This is a genomic window from Gracilibacillus massiliensis (genome assembly GCF_001458115.1).
GTDB classification, from domain to species: Bacteria; Bacillota; Bacilli; order Bacillales; family Amphibacillaceae; genus Gracilibacillus; species Gracilibacillus massiliensis.
In genome coordinates, this window is the sequence record NZ_CZRP01000008.1 from 1 (window position 1) to 18,057 (window position 18,057).

Consider the following 18,057-nt stretch of genomic DNA (forward strand, 5'->3'; position numbering starts at 1 on the left):
GTATTATCCGGTATTAGCCCCGGTTTCCCGGGGTTATCCCAGTCTTACAGGTAGGTTGCCCACGTGTTACTCACCCGTCCGCCGCTCGTTCCACGAACTTCCTCCCGAAGGATTCCGTTCGCTTCCCGCGCTCGACTTGCATGTATTAGGCACGCCGCCAGCGTTCGTCCTGAGCCAAGATCAAACTCTCAATAAAGTTGTCTTGCGCACAGTTTATCAAACTGGCTTGTTTCATGTTTTTATCATACTGGTTGTTTTGTTCAGTTTTCAAAGATCAATGTCGTGTCGTTTTTTGCGACGAAATATAATATAGCATGCATTAAAAAAGAAGTCAATATCTTTTTTTAATTCCTTGTAAAATCATTGATATTGTTACATGCTTTCGCGACAACAGAAACTAATATACCATATTCTAAAAAGCTAGACAAGAGTCTTTTTCAAATTAATTAATAAATTCGATAAAAAAATACTATATCTGCTTCTCTGTTAAGATATAGTATCTTTAATAACTATTCTATTTGTACTTTCTTGGGGATGTATTTTTTTATTTCTTCATCACTAGCTACACGAGTATACAATTGAAATAGCATTTTATACCGATCTCTCATTGCTTTTTTTACCATTTTATCAATTCGGTGGTCTTCTATATCTAATAACAATTCTTCTAACTCTCTTTTAATAACATATTGTAATTCATGTTGCTCCTGTTCATTAATTAATAATCCTAACATGTTGTCCACTCCCATTATCTATTCTATTCAATTAAACTTATACTTTCATAACGAATTCATCAGTCATTAGCAGCGTAATAGTTCATAATTTCCCCATTTATCATTACTTATATTCCTTAATAAGTGTATTTTTAAACATAATTAGACAACATATTTATAAAGTATCGATCATATAATGAAGTGAGACTTGCATCACCTATACAAATGATAGGGACAAGCCCAACCAATTGGAGGGATTTATGGTGAGACGTTTATATATTTTGGACATTAAAAAACAAAAGAAAGCATTTATTATTATTCCTATTTCTTTATTTGTGGCAATATTTTTATTTTTAGAATCAAATTACACGCCTACTGTATTTTCTGATCAAGAGAACCCAAGAGCATTAAACACCGGAAATACAGACAGTTCTTCTGTTGCCTTAACATTTAATATTAATCATGGTACAGAAAAAATTATTCCTATCCTTGAAAGATTAAGTACAGAAGAAGTTAGTGCCACTTTCTTTGTAAGCGGTGAATGGGCGGAGCGGCATCCGGATGTATTGGAAAAAATAGCAGAGGCAAATCATGAGATTGGTATGCTTGGCTATCAATATAAATCATATGTCGAACAAGAGATAGAACAAGTGAGAAGAGATTTGAACAAAGCGAAAGATACTTTTACTAAACTCGGATACGAAGACGTCTATTTATTAAGAGCTCCAAATGGCCACCTTAACGAAGAAATAATTAATTTAGCTGAAAACCAAGGGTTAAAAGTAATTCATTGGAGTATAAATCCGAATGATTGGAAAAATCCAGGAACTAAAAAAATCACCAATCACATTTTAAAGAATCTAAGTAACGGTGACATTATTTTACTACATGCCTCTGATACCGTAAAACAAACAGAAAAGGCACTGCAACAATTGATTCCTCAGATTAAAAAGCAAAAAAAAGAGCTTCTTACTGTTTCTGAATTGATTACTTTATCAGAAACAAAAAATGAAGAACTTCAATCCAAAAAGAAATAGGCCTCTTATTAGAGGTCTATTTCTTTTCTGTTAAACGATGCAATATTAATAATTGATAGGTGTTGCATAAAACCAGAGGTACGATCATTAACCATGCATAATCGCCACCACTCGTTCGTAAGCCCGGAACCCATTCTATTGAGGTAATTACAACCATAAAAAATAATGCTGGAATAAAGGTCTTTTTATTCGTTTCTTTTGCTTTTATGGTCGCTACAATCCAACTATACACAAATAAAGCAATGGCGGTTAAAAGAAATGGTGTTAAGGTGCCATTCTCGACTCCTTTATATCTGAAATAGACCAGGTCGAATAACGCAAAAGCAATTAAGGCAATTTGAATGATTGGCCAATAACTGCGAAAAACACCTAACGCAAATTGGTTAACGGTTAAATATGCGAAATATCCCATCTGACTAAGTAAACTAAAAACAAAACCTAACGCCAAAAAGAAGATCACTAGACCTAATATTTCAAACCAATCAAAAGGATTTAAGAACTCAGCATATACATCTGATTTCACAAAAAAACTTGCTATTAAGGTGGAAACGCCACCTATTAATAAAGTAGAAAAAAACAGCCTTACAACATTACGACTTTTCAAAACAAATCCCCCTACATTTATCACGGTAAAAACGTCCGTAATTCTCACTTTATGTATTTTAACACGAACTTCATTTTTTTTCGCTTGTCATACATATTAATTATAAATGACTCCATATTATAAATACAGAATATTTTTTTGTAATGAAAGGTAGCGGTATACATGAACCGATTTCTATATATAATGTTGATCCTCCTACTGTTATTAACCAGTTGTGGAGGAGGGAACAATGGTGAAAGTAAAGAGAATGGTGACTATGAAGGAACAAAAAAAATGGTGGCAGATATATTAAAAACAGATGAAGGAAAAAAAGCAATCACAGAAGTATTATCTAGTGATGATATGCAACAGACTTACGTGATTGATTCAAAGGTGATTAAGGAAGCAGTGACTGAGACACTTTCCTCTGATAAAGGAAAAGACTATTGGACAAAAATGTTTCAAGATCCTAAATTTGTTGAATCTTTTGCATTGGCCCTTCAAGAACAGCAAGAAGATGTCATTAAAAACTTAATGAGTGATTCTGAATATCAAAAGAAATTAATGGAAGTGCTGAGTAATCCAGAAATGGAAAAACAAACATTAACGCTACTCACGAGCCAACAATTTCGTTCACATTTAGAAAAAGTTATGGAAGAAACATTTGACTCTCCTATGTTTAAGGCAAAGCTATCTGACCTGATTCTAAATGCAGCAAAGGAAATGAAGCCAGCTAGTGAGGGTGAAGGTGGCTCTTCCGGTGGAGGATCTAGTTCAGAAAGTGGCGGTCAACAACAACAGCAAAGTGAAAGTGGCAACAAAGAAGAAGAGAAACAAAGTAACTAAAAATGAAAAGCGGAGCCGATACTCACGGCTCCGCTTTTCTTAAATCAAAACTTTTCTATAATTTGTTTGGCTACAGCTAAGTACTCTTGGCCATTGGGATGATCCTCTTGATAAACAGATGGTGCAAAAACACCTTCTTCTTCAAATGGTTGTTGAAGTGAAAGACGGCCAATTACAGTAGTATCTAGTACATCTGCAAGCTTGTCCCCTCCACCTTTACCAAAGACATATTCCTTTTCACCGGTCACTTTACTCTCAAAGTAGGACATATTTTCAATTACACCTAATATTTCATGATCAGTATTAATTGCCATTTGTCCTGCTCTGGCTGCCACAAAAGCAGCTGTTGGATGAGGTGTAGTCACAATTAATTCTTTTGATGATGGGATCATGTTGTGTACATCTAATGCAACATCACCTGTACCTGGTGGTAAATCTAACAATAGATAATCTAATTCTCCCCACTCAACTTCTTTAAAGAAACTGGTTAACATTTTACCCAGTCTAGGGCCGCGCCAAATAACAGGAGAATTATCTTCGACAAAGAAGCCCATCGACATGATTTTCACGCCAAAACGTTCTACAGGGATAATCTTATTGCCATTTAGTTTTGGCCGCTCTTCTACACCCATCATATCTGGCACACTGAACCCATAAATATCTGCATCAATCACGCCTACTTTTTTTCCTAAACGTGCTAAGGCAACAGCGGTATTAACCGTAACAGTTGATTTTCCAACGCCACCTTTACCACTTGCAATAGCTAGAAAATTTGTATTGGAATCTTTGCTTAATAAGGAAGGGTCTTCTTCTTTCGTTGGTTGAAATTTTGCAATTACTTCCTCAGGTAATTGACTAAAACGAAGCCCAACGGTTGCTGCACCCAGTTCCTTCAACGCACCAACTAGTTCTTGTTGTAACTGCATTTGCTCGGCAGTATTTGTTTTGGCAATCGCCAGCTTGACACTAACATGATTCTTTTCTTCCTTTATTAAAACTTCTTCAATACCTTCCGTTTCTTCAAACGTTTTATGTAGGAAGGGATCCTTCATTTTATGCAAAAGTTCGATAACACTTTGTTTACTTAGCAAAATAGGTCACCTCAATTAATACTATTTAATCCTATCAGCTAGTATAACATAAAGTGAGACTTCCAGCAGTGAGAGTGTTTTTTCTCTCACTGATGGTTAGCGAAACTTATCAGGCCGTTACCATCCGTTTCACCCTAACCGTGACATTCTATTTCCTACTCATTAATGAGGGGGATTACGGATGGTTAGCACCGTGGTAAAGTGAGACTTCCAGCAGTGAGAGTGTTTTTTCTCTCACTGATGGTTAGCGAAACTTATCAGGCCGTTACCATCCGTTTCACCCTAACCGTGACATTCTATTTCCTACTCATTAATGAGGGGGATTACGGATGGTTAGCACCGTGGTAAAGTGAGACTTCCAGCAGTGAGAGTGTTTTTTCTCTCACTGATGGTTAGCGAAACTTATCAGGCATTACTTATTGATTTGCTGCTTGATTTGTTTCATATTGTAAAATTCCTTCATAAATACTGGCCGCCATTTTTTGTTGATAACCAGCTGATTTTAATAATTCTTTCTCTTCTTCATTTGAGAGAAAACCTATTTCAACTAAAGCTCCTGTTGCCTCCGCATATTTCAAAAGAAACACTTGCTGGATAGCTAATGCTTCGCGATTGGTATTTTCCAAATTTCTACGTATCTCATGTTGAATAGCTTTCGCCAGTTGCTCATTTTGCTCTCTGCCTGGATGGAAAAAAGTTTGCGCTCCCTTCCACCTGCGATCTGGCAAAGCATTTAAATGTATACTAAGAAAAAGGTCCGCCTCTTTCTCTTTAATAAACGCGACACGATTTTGAATATCTTCCGTCTTTCGTCGTGATAAACCTTTCGTATCATCTTGAGCCAAATCATAATCACCTTCTCTGGTTAAATAGACAACGGCTCCAGCTTGCTGCAAATAGTCTCTCAACATATTCGAGACAGTTAGTGTAATCTCTTTTTCTTGTGTGTCATCAGAAGCTTCAGCCCCCCCATCTACCCCTCCATGTCCTGGATCAATCACAATTGTCTTTCCAGCTAAAGGTAATGACCAAGTTTTCCAAGAGTCCATCGAGTTTTGCATTGGATATTGGATAAGAATAATTAATAAAAATAAGCCAATTAACCATACGACTACTTTGAGAATCTTCGGCATCCGCTTTCCCCCTATACTTCTCCTGTAACCACTATATGGGACAAGCGAAAAAAGTATGCCAAAAATAGTAACCTTCTCTTATCAAACTTACGCTATCGGTTCTAAATTTTGCGCCGTGATAACAAAAATTGCAAGATAAAAATAATCGTTAAGGTTACCACTGCAATAATATCGGTTAACAAATTATGCTGAATAAATAATAAAGCAGTAATCAAAGCAAGTATTCTTTCATACCAATGATATTTTCTAATTAGCCAATTTTGTATGAAGGAAGCAAAAGCAACCATTCCAATTGTTGCGGTGAAAATCGCCCAAACCATGTTGTACCATGTTACATCCGTTAACAGCAGAATGGTTGGATTCAATGTGAAAACAAATGGCAATAAAAGTGCTGCTGAGTCATATTTAAACCCTTGAATCCCTGTTCGCACCGGCCCAGCTTTGGCAATACCCGCCGTAGCGTAAGCTGGCGAATTAATAGGCGGTGTATCGTCTGCTAATACCCCATGAACCTCTCATCACTAAAGTGACGAGTTTCTAATGTATCATCTTCAACCGATGTTTAACATTAGTGGGCGGGACACGACGCCCTCTATCCCCTCGGCAAAAGCGTTAGGGACTACTTTTCTTATGATATTTCCCGCTGCATTCACATCAGCGTGGATGCACATGTTCTCTTTGGTCCGATATAACCCTCTTTTTATCCTGCGGCCACTAAACCTAACCTTGGCTGGGACACCCTTTTCATAATGGAGCAGTTCATCCATGTCCACTAAACTTGCTTTTGATGTGTAGCTTTCTTCTTGTTGGTGCACCTGGATGCCATACGCTTCCGCTTTGTATGCAATCATACGAATCAACATCGCATGGGGGAGCGTTTGAAAGTGTTGCTTTTCCTGTTTACGAAAGCTTACTTTCTGCTTCCATCCCTTGTTCACCCCGATGACAATCGTGCTGACTTTGCGGGCCAGTGCTAACTGAACGATATGAAAACTTGCTTTATGAAAGGCATCCTTTAACTTAAAGAAACGTTTTTGGTCGAGTCGCTGCAGTCGTTTACTTTGGAAGGAACCCTCTTTTGATCCCTTTCCATGTCGTAAAACACAGTAATAATGGGCACGTTGTTTGTTATAATATTGATTGATACTTTTTACTGCTTGGCCCTTGATAATGACAGGTGAAAACCCTGTATTATCGACAATGGTTGCCAAACAATCAACACCGAGGTCGATCCCCATGACATGTTGCTCTTCCAGTTCTACAAGCTCTTTCTCTTCCTCTTTCCTGATCACCAATTCGATCGTATATTCGCCATAGGTCGGAATCATTCTTACTTGTTGTAATGGTCCCTTAAGACCTAACTTTCCGATATTCAATCTTTCTTTCGTTTGAGGAAACCGTAGATATTTATCGTCCTTCACCTTACATACCTGATTGGAAAAGATACAAGCGATCCTTCCATTCTTCGGGGCATATTTAGGGACTTTAGGTCTTCCGGTATATTTGTGTGGATGGACGTGGTAATCTTTCAGACTGGCAAAATAAGCCTTCCAATTTTGAAACACTAGTCTCATGACTTGTTGGTTCACTTGACCAGGTAAGGCTAAGTAATCAACATTCTCCGACACTTTAAATAAGCTGTCTAAAAAGGCATAAGAGGGCCATTTGTGTTGAGCAGATGGATACTCGAAAACCACTGCATCTTTGATCTCTTTGCGTTGTTCCACGGGTTTTTTTAATTCTTTTTGCCGTTTCTTCTCTACCGTTTTTCTTTTGATGGCATTCATTTGTGAAAGATATTTGTCAATGAGGTCGAACACTTCTTGTTGTAGTGGTTGAAGGTTTTTTCCTTCATCAAAGGCGGTAAAAATTTGACGGATGTGAAAGTTGGTGGCATTGTACAGATTTTTCGCTAAAAACGTGAGTTGATCACAATAAGGATAGAGCCGATGCCCTTTTTTAATGCGAATTTGTTGCGTACGGTACACATTCTTCACCTCTCCTTTTTTAGTATCAGCCGACAAACGCATACATATGTTCTCATCCATTATTATATACCTGAACAAACGATCTGTCAAAACCGCTCACCAGAAAACTCATCACTAAAGTAACGAGTTTTCTGGTGAGCATTTATAAAAAAATATCCCTCTCCCAATCGGAAGAAAGATATTTGTTAGACTGAAAAAGGTGTAGTAAATTGTTTCTTGCTACTGTTAAAAATCGTATTTAGCTTCTTCTCTATCACGAATCTCCTGATAGGTTCCTGTCAGAGTCACAGTATCTTCAACAAGTCGTTCGATTCGAAATAAGACATCGTCATTCGTTATCTCCTTACGATAGAAATCAATGTCTTCGATAAAGACATAGCTTTGCACGATTTGTGCCTTCATATACCCTAAAATTGGTTTTAATTGCTGTTCTGGAATCAGATAATGCTTTTGTGATCCAGCGGTGATAATCATGCTCACTACTTTATGTTGCAAAGCATCTACAGGCAATAAATCAAACACGTTTTTTAAAGTGCCGGGGATCGATGCTTGAAAAATCGGGCTTCCAATAATAATCGCATCTGCAGCCATAATCGTTTCTGTAACCTTCTTGGTATCCCCTTGATAATCTAGATAATTGCGACCATCACTAAATTGGATGTCATGCTCTGCTAAATCAAGCATCGTAACCTCTAGATCTGGGTACTTATTTTCAAGTGTTTTGACTGCATAACTGATCGCTGTTTTTGTTTTAGACCCTACGATAGATCCTGCAATTGCTACTACCTTCATCATTTGCCTCCTATTTCTTCGTATACTTTCGAATCGCTGGCAATACTTCTTTACCAATTAACTCGATATTTTTGCGTAATTTATCAAAGGGTACACCGCCAAAGTCCATTTGTGCAATATAGCGTTGGTGTCCATACATTTCATGTTGATAAAGAATTTTCTCAATAACTTCTTGTGGACTTCCAACATTCATGACATCACGCTTATCAGCACCTTGTGCAAAATGTTGCTTCGGATAACCTCTGCCATTTGTCTTTTGCATCCCTTCATTAACGGAAGGATACATTTCTCGTTGTGCTTGCTGTGTCGTCTCAGCTAGATAGAAAAAGCCAGCGGTTGCGACCGGAAATTGTGCCGGATCATGTCCCGCTTGTCTTAAGGCATCCCGATAACTATCAATTGTCCGCTTGAATATAGATACAGGTCCGCCTAGTGTCGCTAGAAAAATTGGCACTCCGGCATAACCTGCTTTGACCGCACTTGAAGGATGTCCACCAACCGCTCGCCAAATTGGTAGTGAGCCATTTAGTGGTCGAGGTAGAATATGTGCATCTCGAAGTGGCGCACGATACTGCCCCTCCCAATTAACGTATTCTTCTTGATTTATTTTTAATAAGAGATCAAATTTCTCTTCATATAATTCTTCATAGTCGTGAAGATCATAACCGAGCAAGTCAAAATTTCCGACCCTGGAAGCACGTCCGGCAATAATCTCCGTGCGTCCTTTTGAAATCAAGTCGATGGTAGCAAAATCCTCATAGACCCGAACAGGATCGAGGGTACTAATAATCGTTGATGAGCTAGCTATTTTAATATTTTCTGTGGCCTGCGCAATAGCAGATAACACAACAGAATGTGCTTGGGTGGTAAAGTACTCTTGATGACTTTCTCCTACACTAAAGAAGTCAATGCCAACATCATCTGCTAGTTTTGCTAATTCTATAATTTCCTCTAACCTCTGCCCGGCAGGAATTCTTTCACCTGTAGCTGGATTGGGCAAATGATCCCCTAATGTATATAAACCAAATTCTAAACCTTTACTTGCATCAATTCGATATTTTTCCATTATACAACAACCTTTCTTTCAACGAAATTTACGTATCATATGTTATTATGAACGATAGCAACCAAAAATGTAAGTACGCACTTTCAAGTAATATAGTATCTCATAAGATACTGTAAAAGTGAAAAAGGAGACAAACTAATGAAATATCAACCAAATGCATGTCGAGTAGAAGATGCCTTAAGTATTTTAGTCGGAAAATGGAAACCGATTATTCTTCTGCATCTACTCAACCACGGGACACAACGCTTTAATGAATTAAGAAGAAGTATGCCCGGAATTACACAAAAAATGTTAACCAAGCAGCTACGAGAATTAGAAGCGGAGGACATCGTCGAGCGTGTCGTTTATCCAGAAGTCCCACCGAAAGTGGAATATTCAATTACAGAGTATGGGAAAAGTCTACAACCAATCTTAGAAGCGATGCATGAATGGGGAGTGAAGCATACGCTTCATAAACAAGAAAAAGTAAAAGAGGAGCACGGATAAGACTAATGAGTTCAGTTATAGGAAAAAAGTGTTAATAACTTTAGAAATTGCTCAATAATTAGCACACCTTGCAAACACTATTTTATAATATAAACCTCAAACTAAAACACTCAGGAAATTTCTGAGTGTTTTATCGTGATACTTAATTTTCTTCTTCAAACAATTCAATTTTGTTTAAGTATACGGTTTTTCAATCACATTAACTAGTTGATCATTTAATCAAAGGATACAACTTTTCCATCGCTATTTATCCCCCGAAAACTAAAACTACCTACATCTCCCTGGGGTAACTTACTGTAATAAGCTGCAAATCCATCTTTTACTTCCATTTCAATAAAAATAGAGGATTGCTCTTTAACAATACTTAATGGTGTACTTTTTCTATCATCTTGTTCATTACTAACAATAACCTTTTCAATCTGCTTATCCAATGCCTCTGCCGCGAATACTACATCATAAAATTCATCTTCTATTTCTTCCCCAGACCAAGTCACTTTCATATTTTCATCAATTGTTTGTCCACTAATTGGATTTATATTAGTGGCCCGTTTAAAAATACCTAAGGGGCTTTCTAGTAGCTTTACATAATTAAGCTTACCTGTATTCCAAATAACTATTTTTTTATTAGCTATATCTTTTTCAAATACAACTTCACCATCTTCGTTGGGTAGCGTATAACGGATTGCAGAATGTTCAGTCAACGCATATCCCGCAAGAACTGAAGGACCAAAATATACCCCTAATAATAACAATATACCAATTGTAATTAAATAACGTTTTCTGATTTTTTTATTTGATTGCAATCTATCTAACCCCTTTCTGTTGTATGTCACTAAAAATGCAAAATATCTTATTCTTGGTAATTCTCTTGAATATCCATCTATCTATAATCCCATATAGCATTGCAGCTAACATTCCCAAATAAGCAAATGGCGGAAAAATTATTAGTCCATTCACTAATCCAAATACACCAAGAATTAATACATATAAACTTTTGTGTTGTGGGAACCTCTTTTCTAGCAGCTTCTCGACTATTATCGATACTAAATTACCGTAAAATAAGATAATCGTACCAACCATGATAGAGTAGAAGAAGAACCCTTCCATTAATTGATTACCTAAGTTATATTCAGATTGATAACCATCTACAATAATAAAATACATAACCCACAGAAAAGAAAAAACAGTTGTGGTAACAACAGTTGAACTTAACTTTCTTAAGATAAAGCTTTTTGTTGATCCCATATTTATCTCTCCATTCATAATAAAATGGACTATGTTACTTTATGTAATATTTTTGCCTGTTATATATTTTTTTCACAATCTCCGTAATTATTTTAACATATATTTTCCTTTTTCCCTTTCAAAGTAACGTTAGAATCAGTTAAACTTCGGACTGAAATTAGAAAGGGATGCAAAACCAGTTGTGGTTTGCATCCCTAATGAGAGGGTTTTATTATATTTCATTACTCGTAACTTAACATATTAGAATAAGTCTTATGCTTCCCATCTCTATCCTTATGGCAATAATTTGATTGATTCCTCCACAAACGCCGGTATATCATCTGGTTGTCTACTCGTCACTAACTGATCTTGGCAAACAACTACTTCTTTATCGTGAACTTTTCCACCAGCATACTCTAAGTCAACTTGAATCGATTTAAAGCCAGTTACGTCTCGACCTTCAAGTGTTTTCGCTGTAATTAATAGTTGCGGACCATGACAAATCGCAAATACTGGTTTCTTCTCGTCCATAAAGTGTTTAGCAAATTCTACGAAACGATCATCCCCTCTTAATATATCAGGAGAAAATCCACCTGGAATAAATAATGCATCAAAATCGTTTGGTGACACATCATCAATTGCTTGATCAATTGTTATAGATGCATCCCCTTGTTTACCTTTGACGGTCTTTCCTTTTTCCTTCTCAATAGTTACGACTTGATGTCCCGCTCCTTTAAAATCCTTTGCCGGGTCCGTGTACTCTACATCTTCAAACATATCTGTAATTACTGTTGCAATTTTAGCCATCTTAATATATTCCTCCTTAAATGATAGAGTTAGTATTCTCTACATTTTCATTATTACCACGAGGAAGTTATTGGTAAACATCATTATTAAAACTCTTCTGTTAACACGATCACTAATATCCGATACAATTGAGAAATACTTATAAGAAGCAAAAGGAGATCAATATGCAAAAAATGTTACAAAATAGAAACATGATTCCCGTTCTTATACTCCTAATCACATTAATTTGGGGTTATGCTTGGGTACTAATGAAAGAAGCGGTTGATTTCATGGGGCCTTTTACATTTTCGACTTTTCGGTTTGCTACTGGCACGCTCACCATGATCATCGTTTTATTACTCTTAAAAGTAAAAAGGCCTCCTATGTGGTCTTGGAAACATCTAATTATTATAGGATTTTTACAAACAACAGTGGTATTCACACTCGTTATGTATGGTTTGCAATTTGTAGAAGCAGGGAAATCCTCAGTTCTTTTATATTCAATGCCTGTTTGGAGTACCGTGCTTTCCGTGTGTCTCCTAAAGGAAAAAGTAACGAAAGGTAAGATAATTGGGCTTAGCTTCGGCTTAGTAGGCCTTTTTACTATTTTAGGATGGGATATTTGGAAAAATCAAACACCTGAATTATTAATTGGCGAAACTTTAATTATTATTGCCGCGATTTCGTGGGGCGCTTCTAACGTTTATTACCGCAAAACCGTTTCGAAACTATCACAATTACAAGTAAACACGTACCAGATGTTGTTTGGTACCGTTGGACTAGCTATTGTCGCAGTTATAATGGAAGGTGGCGATAGCATTAACTTCACACCCTATAGCATTTATATCATCTTATTTACCGGAGTTTTAGCTTCCGCTTTCTGTTTTACCGCATGGTTTTTTGTTTTAAATGCAATTGAAATGACAACTGCCACGATCGCGACATTGCTAGTACCTGTGTTTGGATTGTTTTTAGGTTGGTTGTTGATAGATGAGAATATAGGGGTCAGCATTCTGATTGGTACAGGTCTGATTATTAGTGGTATTGTTATTTCTACCTTGGCGAAAAGAGTTAGATGAATTATCTGAAATAATACATATGTTCAATTGAGAATTTTTATCATTTAGTGTATATTAGATAACGTAAGACTTCCATCATTTGGTGTCCGTTTATCTTCTCCGATTTGGCTCCTTGAATCTTGGAGTAGGAGGGATTACGTACGCTGTGATACTACCAATACATTTAATGGTAAAAGGAGACTAGATCATGCAAATCTACTGGACGAAAATAAATAAGATTATTGAAGAAACACCTGATGTTAAAACATATATGCTTGACTGTCCGAAAGATTTCACATGGGAAGAAGGTTCCCATACCCATTTCGCACTGGAAGGATTTAATGCCGGAGACAAACCAAATCGCAGCTTGATTCGCCACATGTCAATCTCGACTTTACCTCACGAAAATTCAATCGGTATCACAACACGTATCAAAGAACAGTGCTCCGAATTTAAATCCATTTTAAGAAGCCTTGAGGTCGGCAATGAAATAGCAATATTTAAGACGCATTCGAATGTCCCGCTAAAAAGGGAAGATAAAAATGTTTACCTGCTGTCATCAGGAGTGGGCCTGGCAACTTTCAGACCATTAGTACTCGATTATTTCGAAAGTGCTGACAATGTCAATCACATCCATTCCCTGAACATTGATTCATCCAAAGAATACTTATTCACTGATATTTTTGAAACTGCTCCTGACAAGAAGTTTACATCACAGTTCGTCGATAACCGTGAAATCTACTATAAAGAACTGAAAAGGCTTGCTACTGATAAGGAAGGACTATTCTATATTGTCGGCAGCGACGAATTCCTCTTAGAGAACATTAAAGCACTACGTGAACAAGGTATCATACCAGAACAGATCATACTAGATAAGCATAAAAATCAACTTCCAGAGTTCTTTTCCCTTAATTTTTCAGTTTAAGTCAGACAGAAAATAAAATTAAAAAGCTGGTTTTCAAAACGGAAAACCAGCTTTTTATTCTTATAATTAGGCTTCAACATCATAGCCTTGATCTTCAATAGCCTCTTTCATGGCATCAACATTCACTTTAGACTCTTCAAAAGTAACATCTACACTACCAGCTTCTAAATTCACTTGAGCGGATGATACACCATCTAATTCTTTTAATGCACCTTCAACTGACATCTTGCAATGACCACATGTCATGCCTTGTACGTTTATCGTTTTTTCCATGACTTTTTCACCTCCTTACAAGTATGCTCTTATAATTTCACTCGTTTAAGACGAAGTGAATTAGTAACAACGCTGACCGAACTTAATGCCATTGCTGCACCTGCAACCCATGGCGCAAGTAATCCTATCGCTGCAATTGGAATTCCTGCTGTATTATAGCCGAAAGCCCAGAAAAGGTTTTGACGAATATTTTTAATCGTCGCATGGCTAATTTTGATTGCTTTTGGAATAAGCAATAATTCACCACCAAGAATCGTTACATCAGCCGCTTCAATTGCTACTTCCGTTCCTGTACCAATTGCAATGCCAATATCGGCAATCGCTAGTGCTGGAGCATCATTCACTCCATCTCCAACCATGGCAACTTTTTTACCGTTATCTTGAATTTCTTTCACCTTATCTGCCTTTTCTTCAGGTAAGACCTGGGCAATTACTTTGTCGATACCAACCTGTTTTGCGATCGCTTGCGCAGTTCGTTCGTTATCTCCGGTTAACATGATCACTTCTAAGCCTTCTTCTTTTAACTCTCTTATTGCTTGTGGTGCAGTTTCTTTAATTGTGTCAGCGACCGAAACAATACCACGGTATTTTCCATCAATTGCAATTAACATCGCTGTTTTTCCTTCGATCTCGTAATCCACCAACTCTTGTTCTGCCCTACCAACATCGATTTGGTAATCATTCATGAGTTTTCGGTTTCCAACAAGAATTTGCCTGCTTGAGATGGTTACCTCGATACCATGTCCAGGTATTGCAGTGAAATGATCAACATCAACTAATTCAATATTAGTTTCGGTTGCATAAGCGACAATAGCTTCTGCAAGCGGGTGTTCTGAGCCTTTCTCCGCACTCGCGAGTAGCTGTAATGCTTCCTTATCACCGGTAAAGTTTGTGACTTCGGGCTTTCCTTTGGTAATGGTACCCGTTTTATCTAACACAATGGCATTTAATTCATGGGTACGCTCGAGATGCTCTCCACCTTTAAATAGGATGCCACTCTCTGCAGCCTTTCCTGTGCCAACCATAATCGAAGTTGGTGTCGCCAATCCTAAAGCACAAGGACATGCGATAACCAGGACAGCAATCGAGGCAACTAAAGCAGGTTCAACTTGACCAGGCTGGATAAATAAAATCCATATAGCAAAAGTTAGAATCGCAATCCCTACAACAATTGGCACAAAATAGCTAGAAATAACATCTGCTAGTCGTTGGATCGGTGCTTTTGACCCTTGGGCATCCTCGACTATTTTCACAATCGATGCAAGCGCAGTATCTTTCCCCACTTTTGTGGCTTCCATTTCAATGGAACCATTTTTATTAATCGTTGACCCAATAACAGTTGCTTCTACTTCCTTTTCAATCGGGATCGATTCTCCTGTAATCATCGATTCATCGACAGATGTTCTTCCTTTTACAACGATACCATCCACAGGTATCTTCTCACCTGGTTTTACAACTAAACGATCTCCAACAGCAACTTCCTCAACTGGAATCATAACTTCCTCGCCATTCTTTATGACGCGTGCTTCTTTCGCCTGTAAATTGAGTAAAGAAGATAGTGCATTCGTTGTTTGGCTTTTCGCTCTTACCTCTAGATATTTCCCGAATAAAATTAACGTGATTAACACAGCACTTGTTTCAAAATATAAATGAGGCATATAGCTAGGATTGCCAATCGTTTTAAATGCTTCGTATAAGCTATAGAAATATGCTGCACTTGTACCTAATGCGACAAGTACATCCATGTTGGCTCCACCATTACGAAGATTTTTATACGCACCAACATAAAATTGCCATCCGATCAGAAATTGAACGGGTGTTGCTAAAGCAAATTGGAACCATGGATTCATAAATATAGCTGGTATCGTCATATTAAATAAATGGACCATCATCGTTACTAATAATGGCGCGGCTAATACGGCGGAAATAATCAATTTCGTCTTCATATTCTTGATTTCTTTTTCTTTATGTGTTTTCTTTTCTTCCGCCTCCGCTTTTGGTTTCGCATCATATCCAAGTTTTTTAACTTTCTCAATGATTGCCTTCGTGTCCACCAATCCGGGATTATATTCGATTGATGCGGATTCTGTTGTTAAGTTTACTGATGCAGACTTCACACCCTCTTGCTTATTGAGTACTTTCTCAATCCGGGTCGAACAAGCTGCACAAGTCATTCCAAAAACATCTAATTCGGCTTTTTCCATTAAAACCCCGTAGCCGACTTTTTCAATTTTGTTCGTAATATCTTCCATCGAAGCCTTGTCTGAATCGTAATCTACGGTGGCTTTTTCGGTTGTTAAATTGACTTTAGCCTCGACCCCATCCATTTTATTTAACACTTTTTCCACACGAGTAGAACAAGCAGCACAGGTCATTCCTGTTATACCTAATGTAGAATGATTTGTTTCTCCCATATCGTTCCCTCCCTACTTGGAAAACTGCTTCATAACCGTCATTAATTCATCAATGGCTTCCTTACCATCACCTTGCTTGATCGCATCACTGACACAATGGTTAAGATGTCGTTCGGTGACGGAGAAACCTACATTTTTCAGCGCGGATTGGATAGCGCTAATTTGAACTAAAATATCTACACAATACCGGTCTTCTTCTACCATTTTCTGAATTCCGCGTACTTGGCCTTCTATACGTTTTAATCGGTTCACTTCTTTTTGCTTTTCACTTTGAGTTCTAGGTTTACTTGGGTGATCCTGTAGAAATTTATCCAAAAAGTTCACTTCCTTTTTCTTTTATAAATATACTATACCCCAGCAAGGTATTTGTGTCAAATGAAAGGATTATATCAAGTGTTGTTATGCTATATAAAGAAAACGACCTATAGCTAAAATGCCAAAGGTCGTTCTTAGTATATTATTTTCTTCAAATTTAACATTTATACATCGTTTTTCTTAATTTCAATATTCCTAACGAATAGCATCGAGGTAATTCTCTAAACTCTCTTCGGCACAAACGGCTATCAGTTCTACAAATGGTTTGATATCCTTTTCTACACTTGCTTGTTCAAGCGCTCGATAATAATTCAGTCGATTTTCTGAATTGGCTTTAACAACAGCTGGTGGATACCCTGCTTGCATTAAAATAAGATTCATTAATAGTCGTGCAGTTCTCCCGTTGCCGTCTGAAAAAGGATGAATAAATACAAATTTAAAGTGAAAGACTGCAGCTAGTTCTACTGGATGAAGCCGATCTTTCTCATTGTTATACCATTCAAATAGTTCTCTCATATCATGTTCTACTTGCAAAAAATGTGTAGGTGTATGCTCACTACCTGAAATTCTAACATTAATGGAACGATACTTACCTGCATTTTTATCATCAATATTCTTTAATACCAACGCATGAATATTTTTAAGTAGCTTTTCATTTAATGGATGTTGGAGGTTACTTTCTACATAATCTATTGCTTCTGCATGATTAATCGCTTCAAAGTGTTCTCGTAATTGTTTACCACCAATCGTTAGTCCTTCCTCTAACACTAATTTAGTTTCCATTAATGATAAAGTATTACCTTCTATTGCATTGGAATGATAGGTCCACTCCACTTTGTAAACTTCTTTGAGGTTTTGAACAGCTTCTGAAGGTAATGGCCTGTATGAATCTAACGTTCTTTTTAAAGCATTAATTTTATTAAAGGCTCCCACCTGGACCACCCACTTTAATAGTTAGTACTTATATTATACCAAATAACGATTATCACTGTAATTAATAACATGCTAACACATTGGTTGGTAAACGATTAGTTTCCATATCATTAACTTCCTCCACTATTAGCTGCACCACTAGAATTTTTGCGTTTTTCAATAGCATTTACACCCATGACAACTGCAATTAATTCTTCCATTGTCATCGCATTTGTCTGATTAACAATTTGATACGCAGGAGAAGAAAAAAAGTTACTTATTCTATAAAAATCCGCTACCTCTGTCTCCTGATCATCCAGTATCGTGAATTCACGGGAAAAGACCGGTGATTGGATCTGAAAGCTTTGCTGACGGGAAGTACGTAATAATAAGATTTTGAAAACGAGAACCACTTTGC

General features: G+C 37.2%; 21 protein-coding genes and 1 rRNA gene. 5 read left to right on the forward strand and 17 right to left on the reverse strand.

Going from position 1 to position 18,057, the window contains the following annotated elements; translation table 11 throughout:
* Positions 1-196: ribosomal RNA gene (locus BN3107_RS00415) — 16S ribosomal RNA — on the reverse strand; the annotation flags it as partial.
* 313 nt (positions 197-509) lie between these two features.
* A complete protein-coding gene (locus BN3107_RS00420; protein ID WP_058305678.1) occupies positions 510-731 on the reverse strand; it encodes a hypothetical protein in 222 nt (73 codons plus the stop codon).
* A gap of 239 nt (positions 732-970) precedes the next feature.
* On the opposite strand from BN3107_RS00420, the gene BN3107_RS00425 reads away from it, so the two are divergent.
* Positions 971-1,747, forward strand: coding sequence for a polysaccharide deacetylase family protein (locus BN3107_RS00425; protein ID WP_058305679.1), 777 nt, complete (start codon positions 971-973; stop codon positions 1,745-1,747).
* Positions 1,748-1,763: 16 nt separating this feature from the next.
* Here BN3107_RS00425 and BN3107_RS00430 read toward each other — a convergent pair whose 3' ends face one another.
* On the reverse strand, positions 1,764-2,351 hold the full coding sequence (locus tag BN3107_RS00430) for a KinB-signaling pathway activation protein (RefSeq protein ID WP_058305680.1): 588 nt from the start codon (positions 2,349-2,351) through the stop codon (positions 1,764-1,766).
* A 162-nt stretch (positions 2,352-2,513) separates the two neighbouring features.
* Between BN3107_RS00430 and gerD the strand changes: the two genes are divergently transcribed.
* A complete protein-coding gene (gene gerD / locus BN3107_RS00435; protein ID WP_058305681.1) occupies positions 2,514-3,176 on the forward strand; it encodes a spore germination lipoprotein GerD in 663 nt (220 codons plus the stop codon).
* A 44-nt stretch (positions 3,177-3,220) separates the two neighbouring features.
* Here gerD and BN3107_RS00440 read toward each other — a convergent pair whose 3' ends face one another.
* The 6 genes from BN3107_RS00440 to BN3107_RS00465 all read right to left on the reverse strand — a co-directional run bounded on the left by BN3107_RS00440 (position 3,221) and on the right by BN3107_RS00465 (position 9,246).
* Positions 3,221-4,267: an Mrp/NBP35 family ATP-binding protein gene (locus BN3107_RS00440; RefSeq protein WP_058305682.1), complete on the reverse strand. Its 1,047-nt coding sequence runs from the start codon at positions 4,265-4,267 to the stop codon at positions 3,221-3,223.
* A 416-nt stretch (positions 4,268-4,683) separates the two neighbouring features.
* Complete coding sequence (gene cwlD / locus BN3107_RS00445) at positions 4,684-5,400, reverse strand: N-acetylmuramoyl-L-alanine amidase CwlD (RefSeq protein WP_058305683.1); 717 nt, start codon at positions 5,398-5,400, stop codon at positions 4,684-4,686.
* A 101-nt stretch (positions 5,401-5,501) separates the two neighbouring features.
* On the reverse strand, positions 5,502-5,831 hold the full coding sequence (locus tag BN3107_RS00450; RefSeq protein ID WP_058305684.1) for a DUF3394 domain-containing protein: 330 nt from the start codon (positions 5,829-5,831) through the stop codon (positions 5,502-5,504).
* Between the two features lie 120 nt (positions 5,832-5,951).
* The gene (locus BN3107_RS00455) at positions 5,952-7,430 is read right to left on the reverse strand and encodes an RNA-guided endonuclease InsQ/TnpB family protein (protein ID WP_058305762.1); all 1,479 of its coding nucleotides are present in this window, start codon (positions 7,428-7,430) and stop codon (positions 5,952-5,954) included.
* Positions 7,431-7,613: 183 nt separating this feature from the next.
* Positions 7,614-8,180 carry an NADPH-dependent FMN reductase gene (locus BN3107_RS00460; protein ID WP_058305685.1) on the reverse strand — a complete coding sequence of 189 codons (567 nt, stop codon included), beginning with the start codon at positions 8,178-8,180 and terminating at the stop codon, positions 7,614-7,616.
* Between the two features lie 10 nt (positions 8,181-8,190).
* On the reverse strand, positions 8,191-9,246 hold the full coding sequence (locus BN3107_RS00465) for an LLM class flavin-dependent oxidoreductase (RefSeq protein WP_058305686.1): 1,056 nt from the start codon (positions 9,244-9,246) through the stop codon (positions 8,191-8,193).
* Positions 9,247-9,384: 138 nt separating this feature from the next.
* Between BN3107_RS00465 and BN3107_RS00470 the strand changes: the two genes are divergently transcribed.
* On the forward strand, positions 9,385-9,732 hold the full coding sequence (locus BN3107_RS00470; protein ID WP_058305687.1) for a winged helix-turn-helix transcriptional regulator: 348 nt from the start codon (positions 9,385-9,387) through the stop codon (positions 9,730-9,732).
* A gap of 215 nt (positions 9,733-9,947) precedes the next feature.
* Here BN3107_RS00470 and BN3107_RS00475 read toward each other — a convergent pair whose 3' ends face one another.
* The 3 genes from BN3107_RS00475 to BN3107_RS00485 form a co-directional block, all read right to left on the reverse strand.
* Positions 9,948-10,535, reverse strand: coding sequence for a hypothetical protein (locus BN3107_RS00475; RefSeq protein ID WP_058305688.1), 588 nt, complete (start codon positions 10,533-10,535; stop codon positions 9,948-9,950).
* Position 10,536: 1 nt separating this feature from the next.
* Positions 10,537-10,977 (reverse strand): hypothetical protein, encoded by a 441-nt coding sequence (locus BN3107_RS00480; protein WP_058305689.1) that lies wholly within the window; start codon positions 10,975-10,977, stop codon positions 10,537-10,539.
* A 273-nt stretch (positions 10,978-11,250) separates the two neighbouring features.
* The gene (locus BN3107_RS00485; RefSeq protein ID WP_058305690.1) at positions 11,251-11,763 is read right to left on the reverse strand and encodes a type 1 glutamine amidotransferase domain-containing protein; all 513 of its coding nucleotides are present in this window, start codon (positions 11,761-11,763) and stop codon (positions 11,251-11,253) included.
* A gap of 164 nt (positions 11,764-11,927) precedes the next feature.
* Here BN3107_RS00485 and BN3107_RS00490 point away from each other — a divergent pair, with 164 nt between their 5' ends.
* Together BN3107_RS00490 and BN3107_RS00495 are read left to right on the forward strand one after the other, a co-directional pair.
* Positions 11,928-12,821 (forward strand): DMT family transporter, encoded by an 894-nt coding sequence (locus BN3107_RS00490; protein WP_082631191.1) that lies wholly within the window; start codon positions 11,928-11,930, stop codon positions 12,819-12,821.
* A 187-nt stretch (positions 12,822-13,008) separates the two neighbouring features.
* On the forward strand, positions 13,009-13,725 hold the full coding sequence (locus BN3107_RS00495; RefSeq protein WP_058305691.1) for a hypothetical protein: 717 nt from the start codon (positions 13,009-13,011) through the stop codon (positions 13,723-13,725).
* A gap of 66 nt (positions 13,726-13,791) precedes the next feature.
* Here BN3107_RS00495 and copZ read toward each other — a convergent pair whose 3' ends face one another.
* The 5 genes from copZ to BN3107_RS19550 form a co-directional block, all read right to left on the reverse strand.
* Positions 13,792-13,998 carry a copper chaperone CopZ gene (gene copZ, locus BN3107_RS00500; protein ID WP_058305692.1) on the reverse strand — a complete coding sequence of 69 codons (207 nt, stop codon included), beginning with the start codon at positions 13,996-13,998 and terminating at the stop codon, positions 13,792-13,794.
* Between the two features lie 29 nt (positions 13,999-14,027).
* The gene (locus BN3107_RS00505; RefSeq protein ID WP_058305693.1) at positions 14,028-16,412 is read right to left on the reverse strand and encodes a heavy metal translocating P-type ATPase; all 2,385 of its coding nucleotides are present in this window, start codon (positions 16,410-16,412) and stop codon (positions 14,028-14,030) included.
* A 12-nt stretch (positions 16,413-16,424) separates the two neighbouring features.
* Positions 16,425-16,727 carry a metal-sensing transcriptional repressor gene (locus BN3107_RS00510; protein ID WP_058305694.1) on the reverse strand — a complete coding sequence of 101 codons (303 nt, stop codon included), beginning with the start codon at positions 16,725-16,727 and terminating at the stop codon, positions 16,425-16,427.
* 195 nt (positions 16,728-16,922) lie between these two features.
* Positions 16,923-17,660 carry a Fic family protein gene (locus tag BN3107_RS00515; RefSeq protein WP_058305695.1) on the reverse strand — a complete coding sequence of 246 codons (738 nt, stop codon included), beginning with the start codon at positions 17,658-17,660 and terminating at the stop codon, positions 16,923-16,925.
* A gap of 110 nt (positions 17,661-17,770) precedes the next feature.
* Positions 17,771-18,052 carry a hypothetical protein gene (locus BN3107_RS19550; protein WP_058305696.1) on the reverse strand — a complete coding sequence of 94 codons (282 nt, stop codon included), beginning with the start codon at positions 18,050-18,052 and terminating at the stop codon, positions 17,771-17,773.
* Between the last annotated feature and the right edge of the window lie 5 nt (positions 18,053-18,057).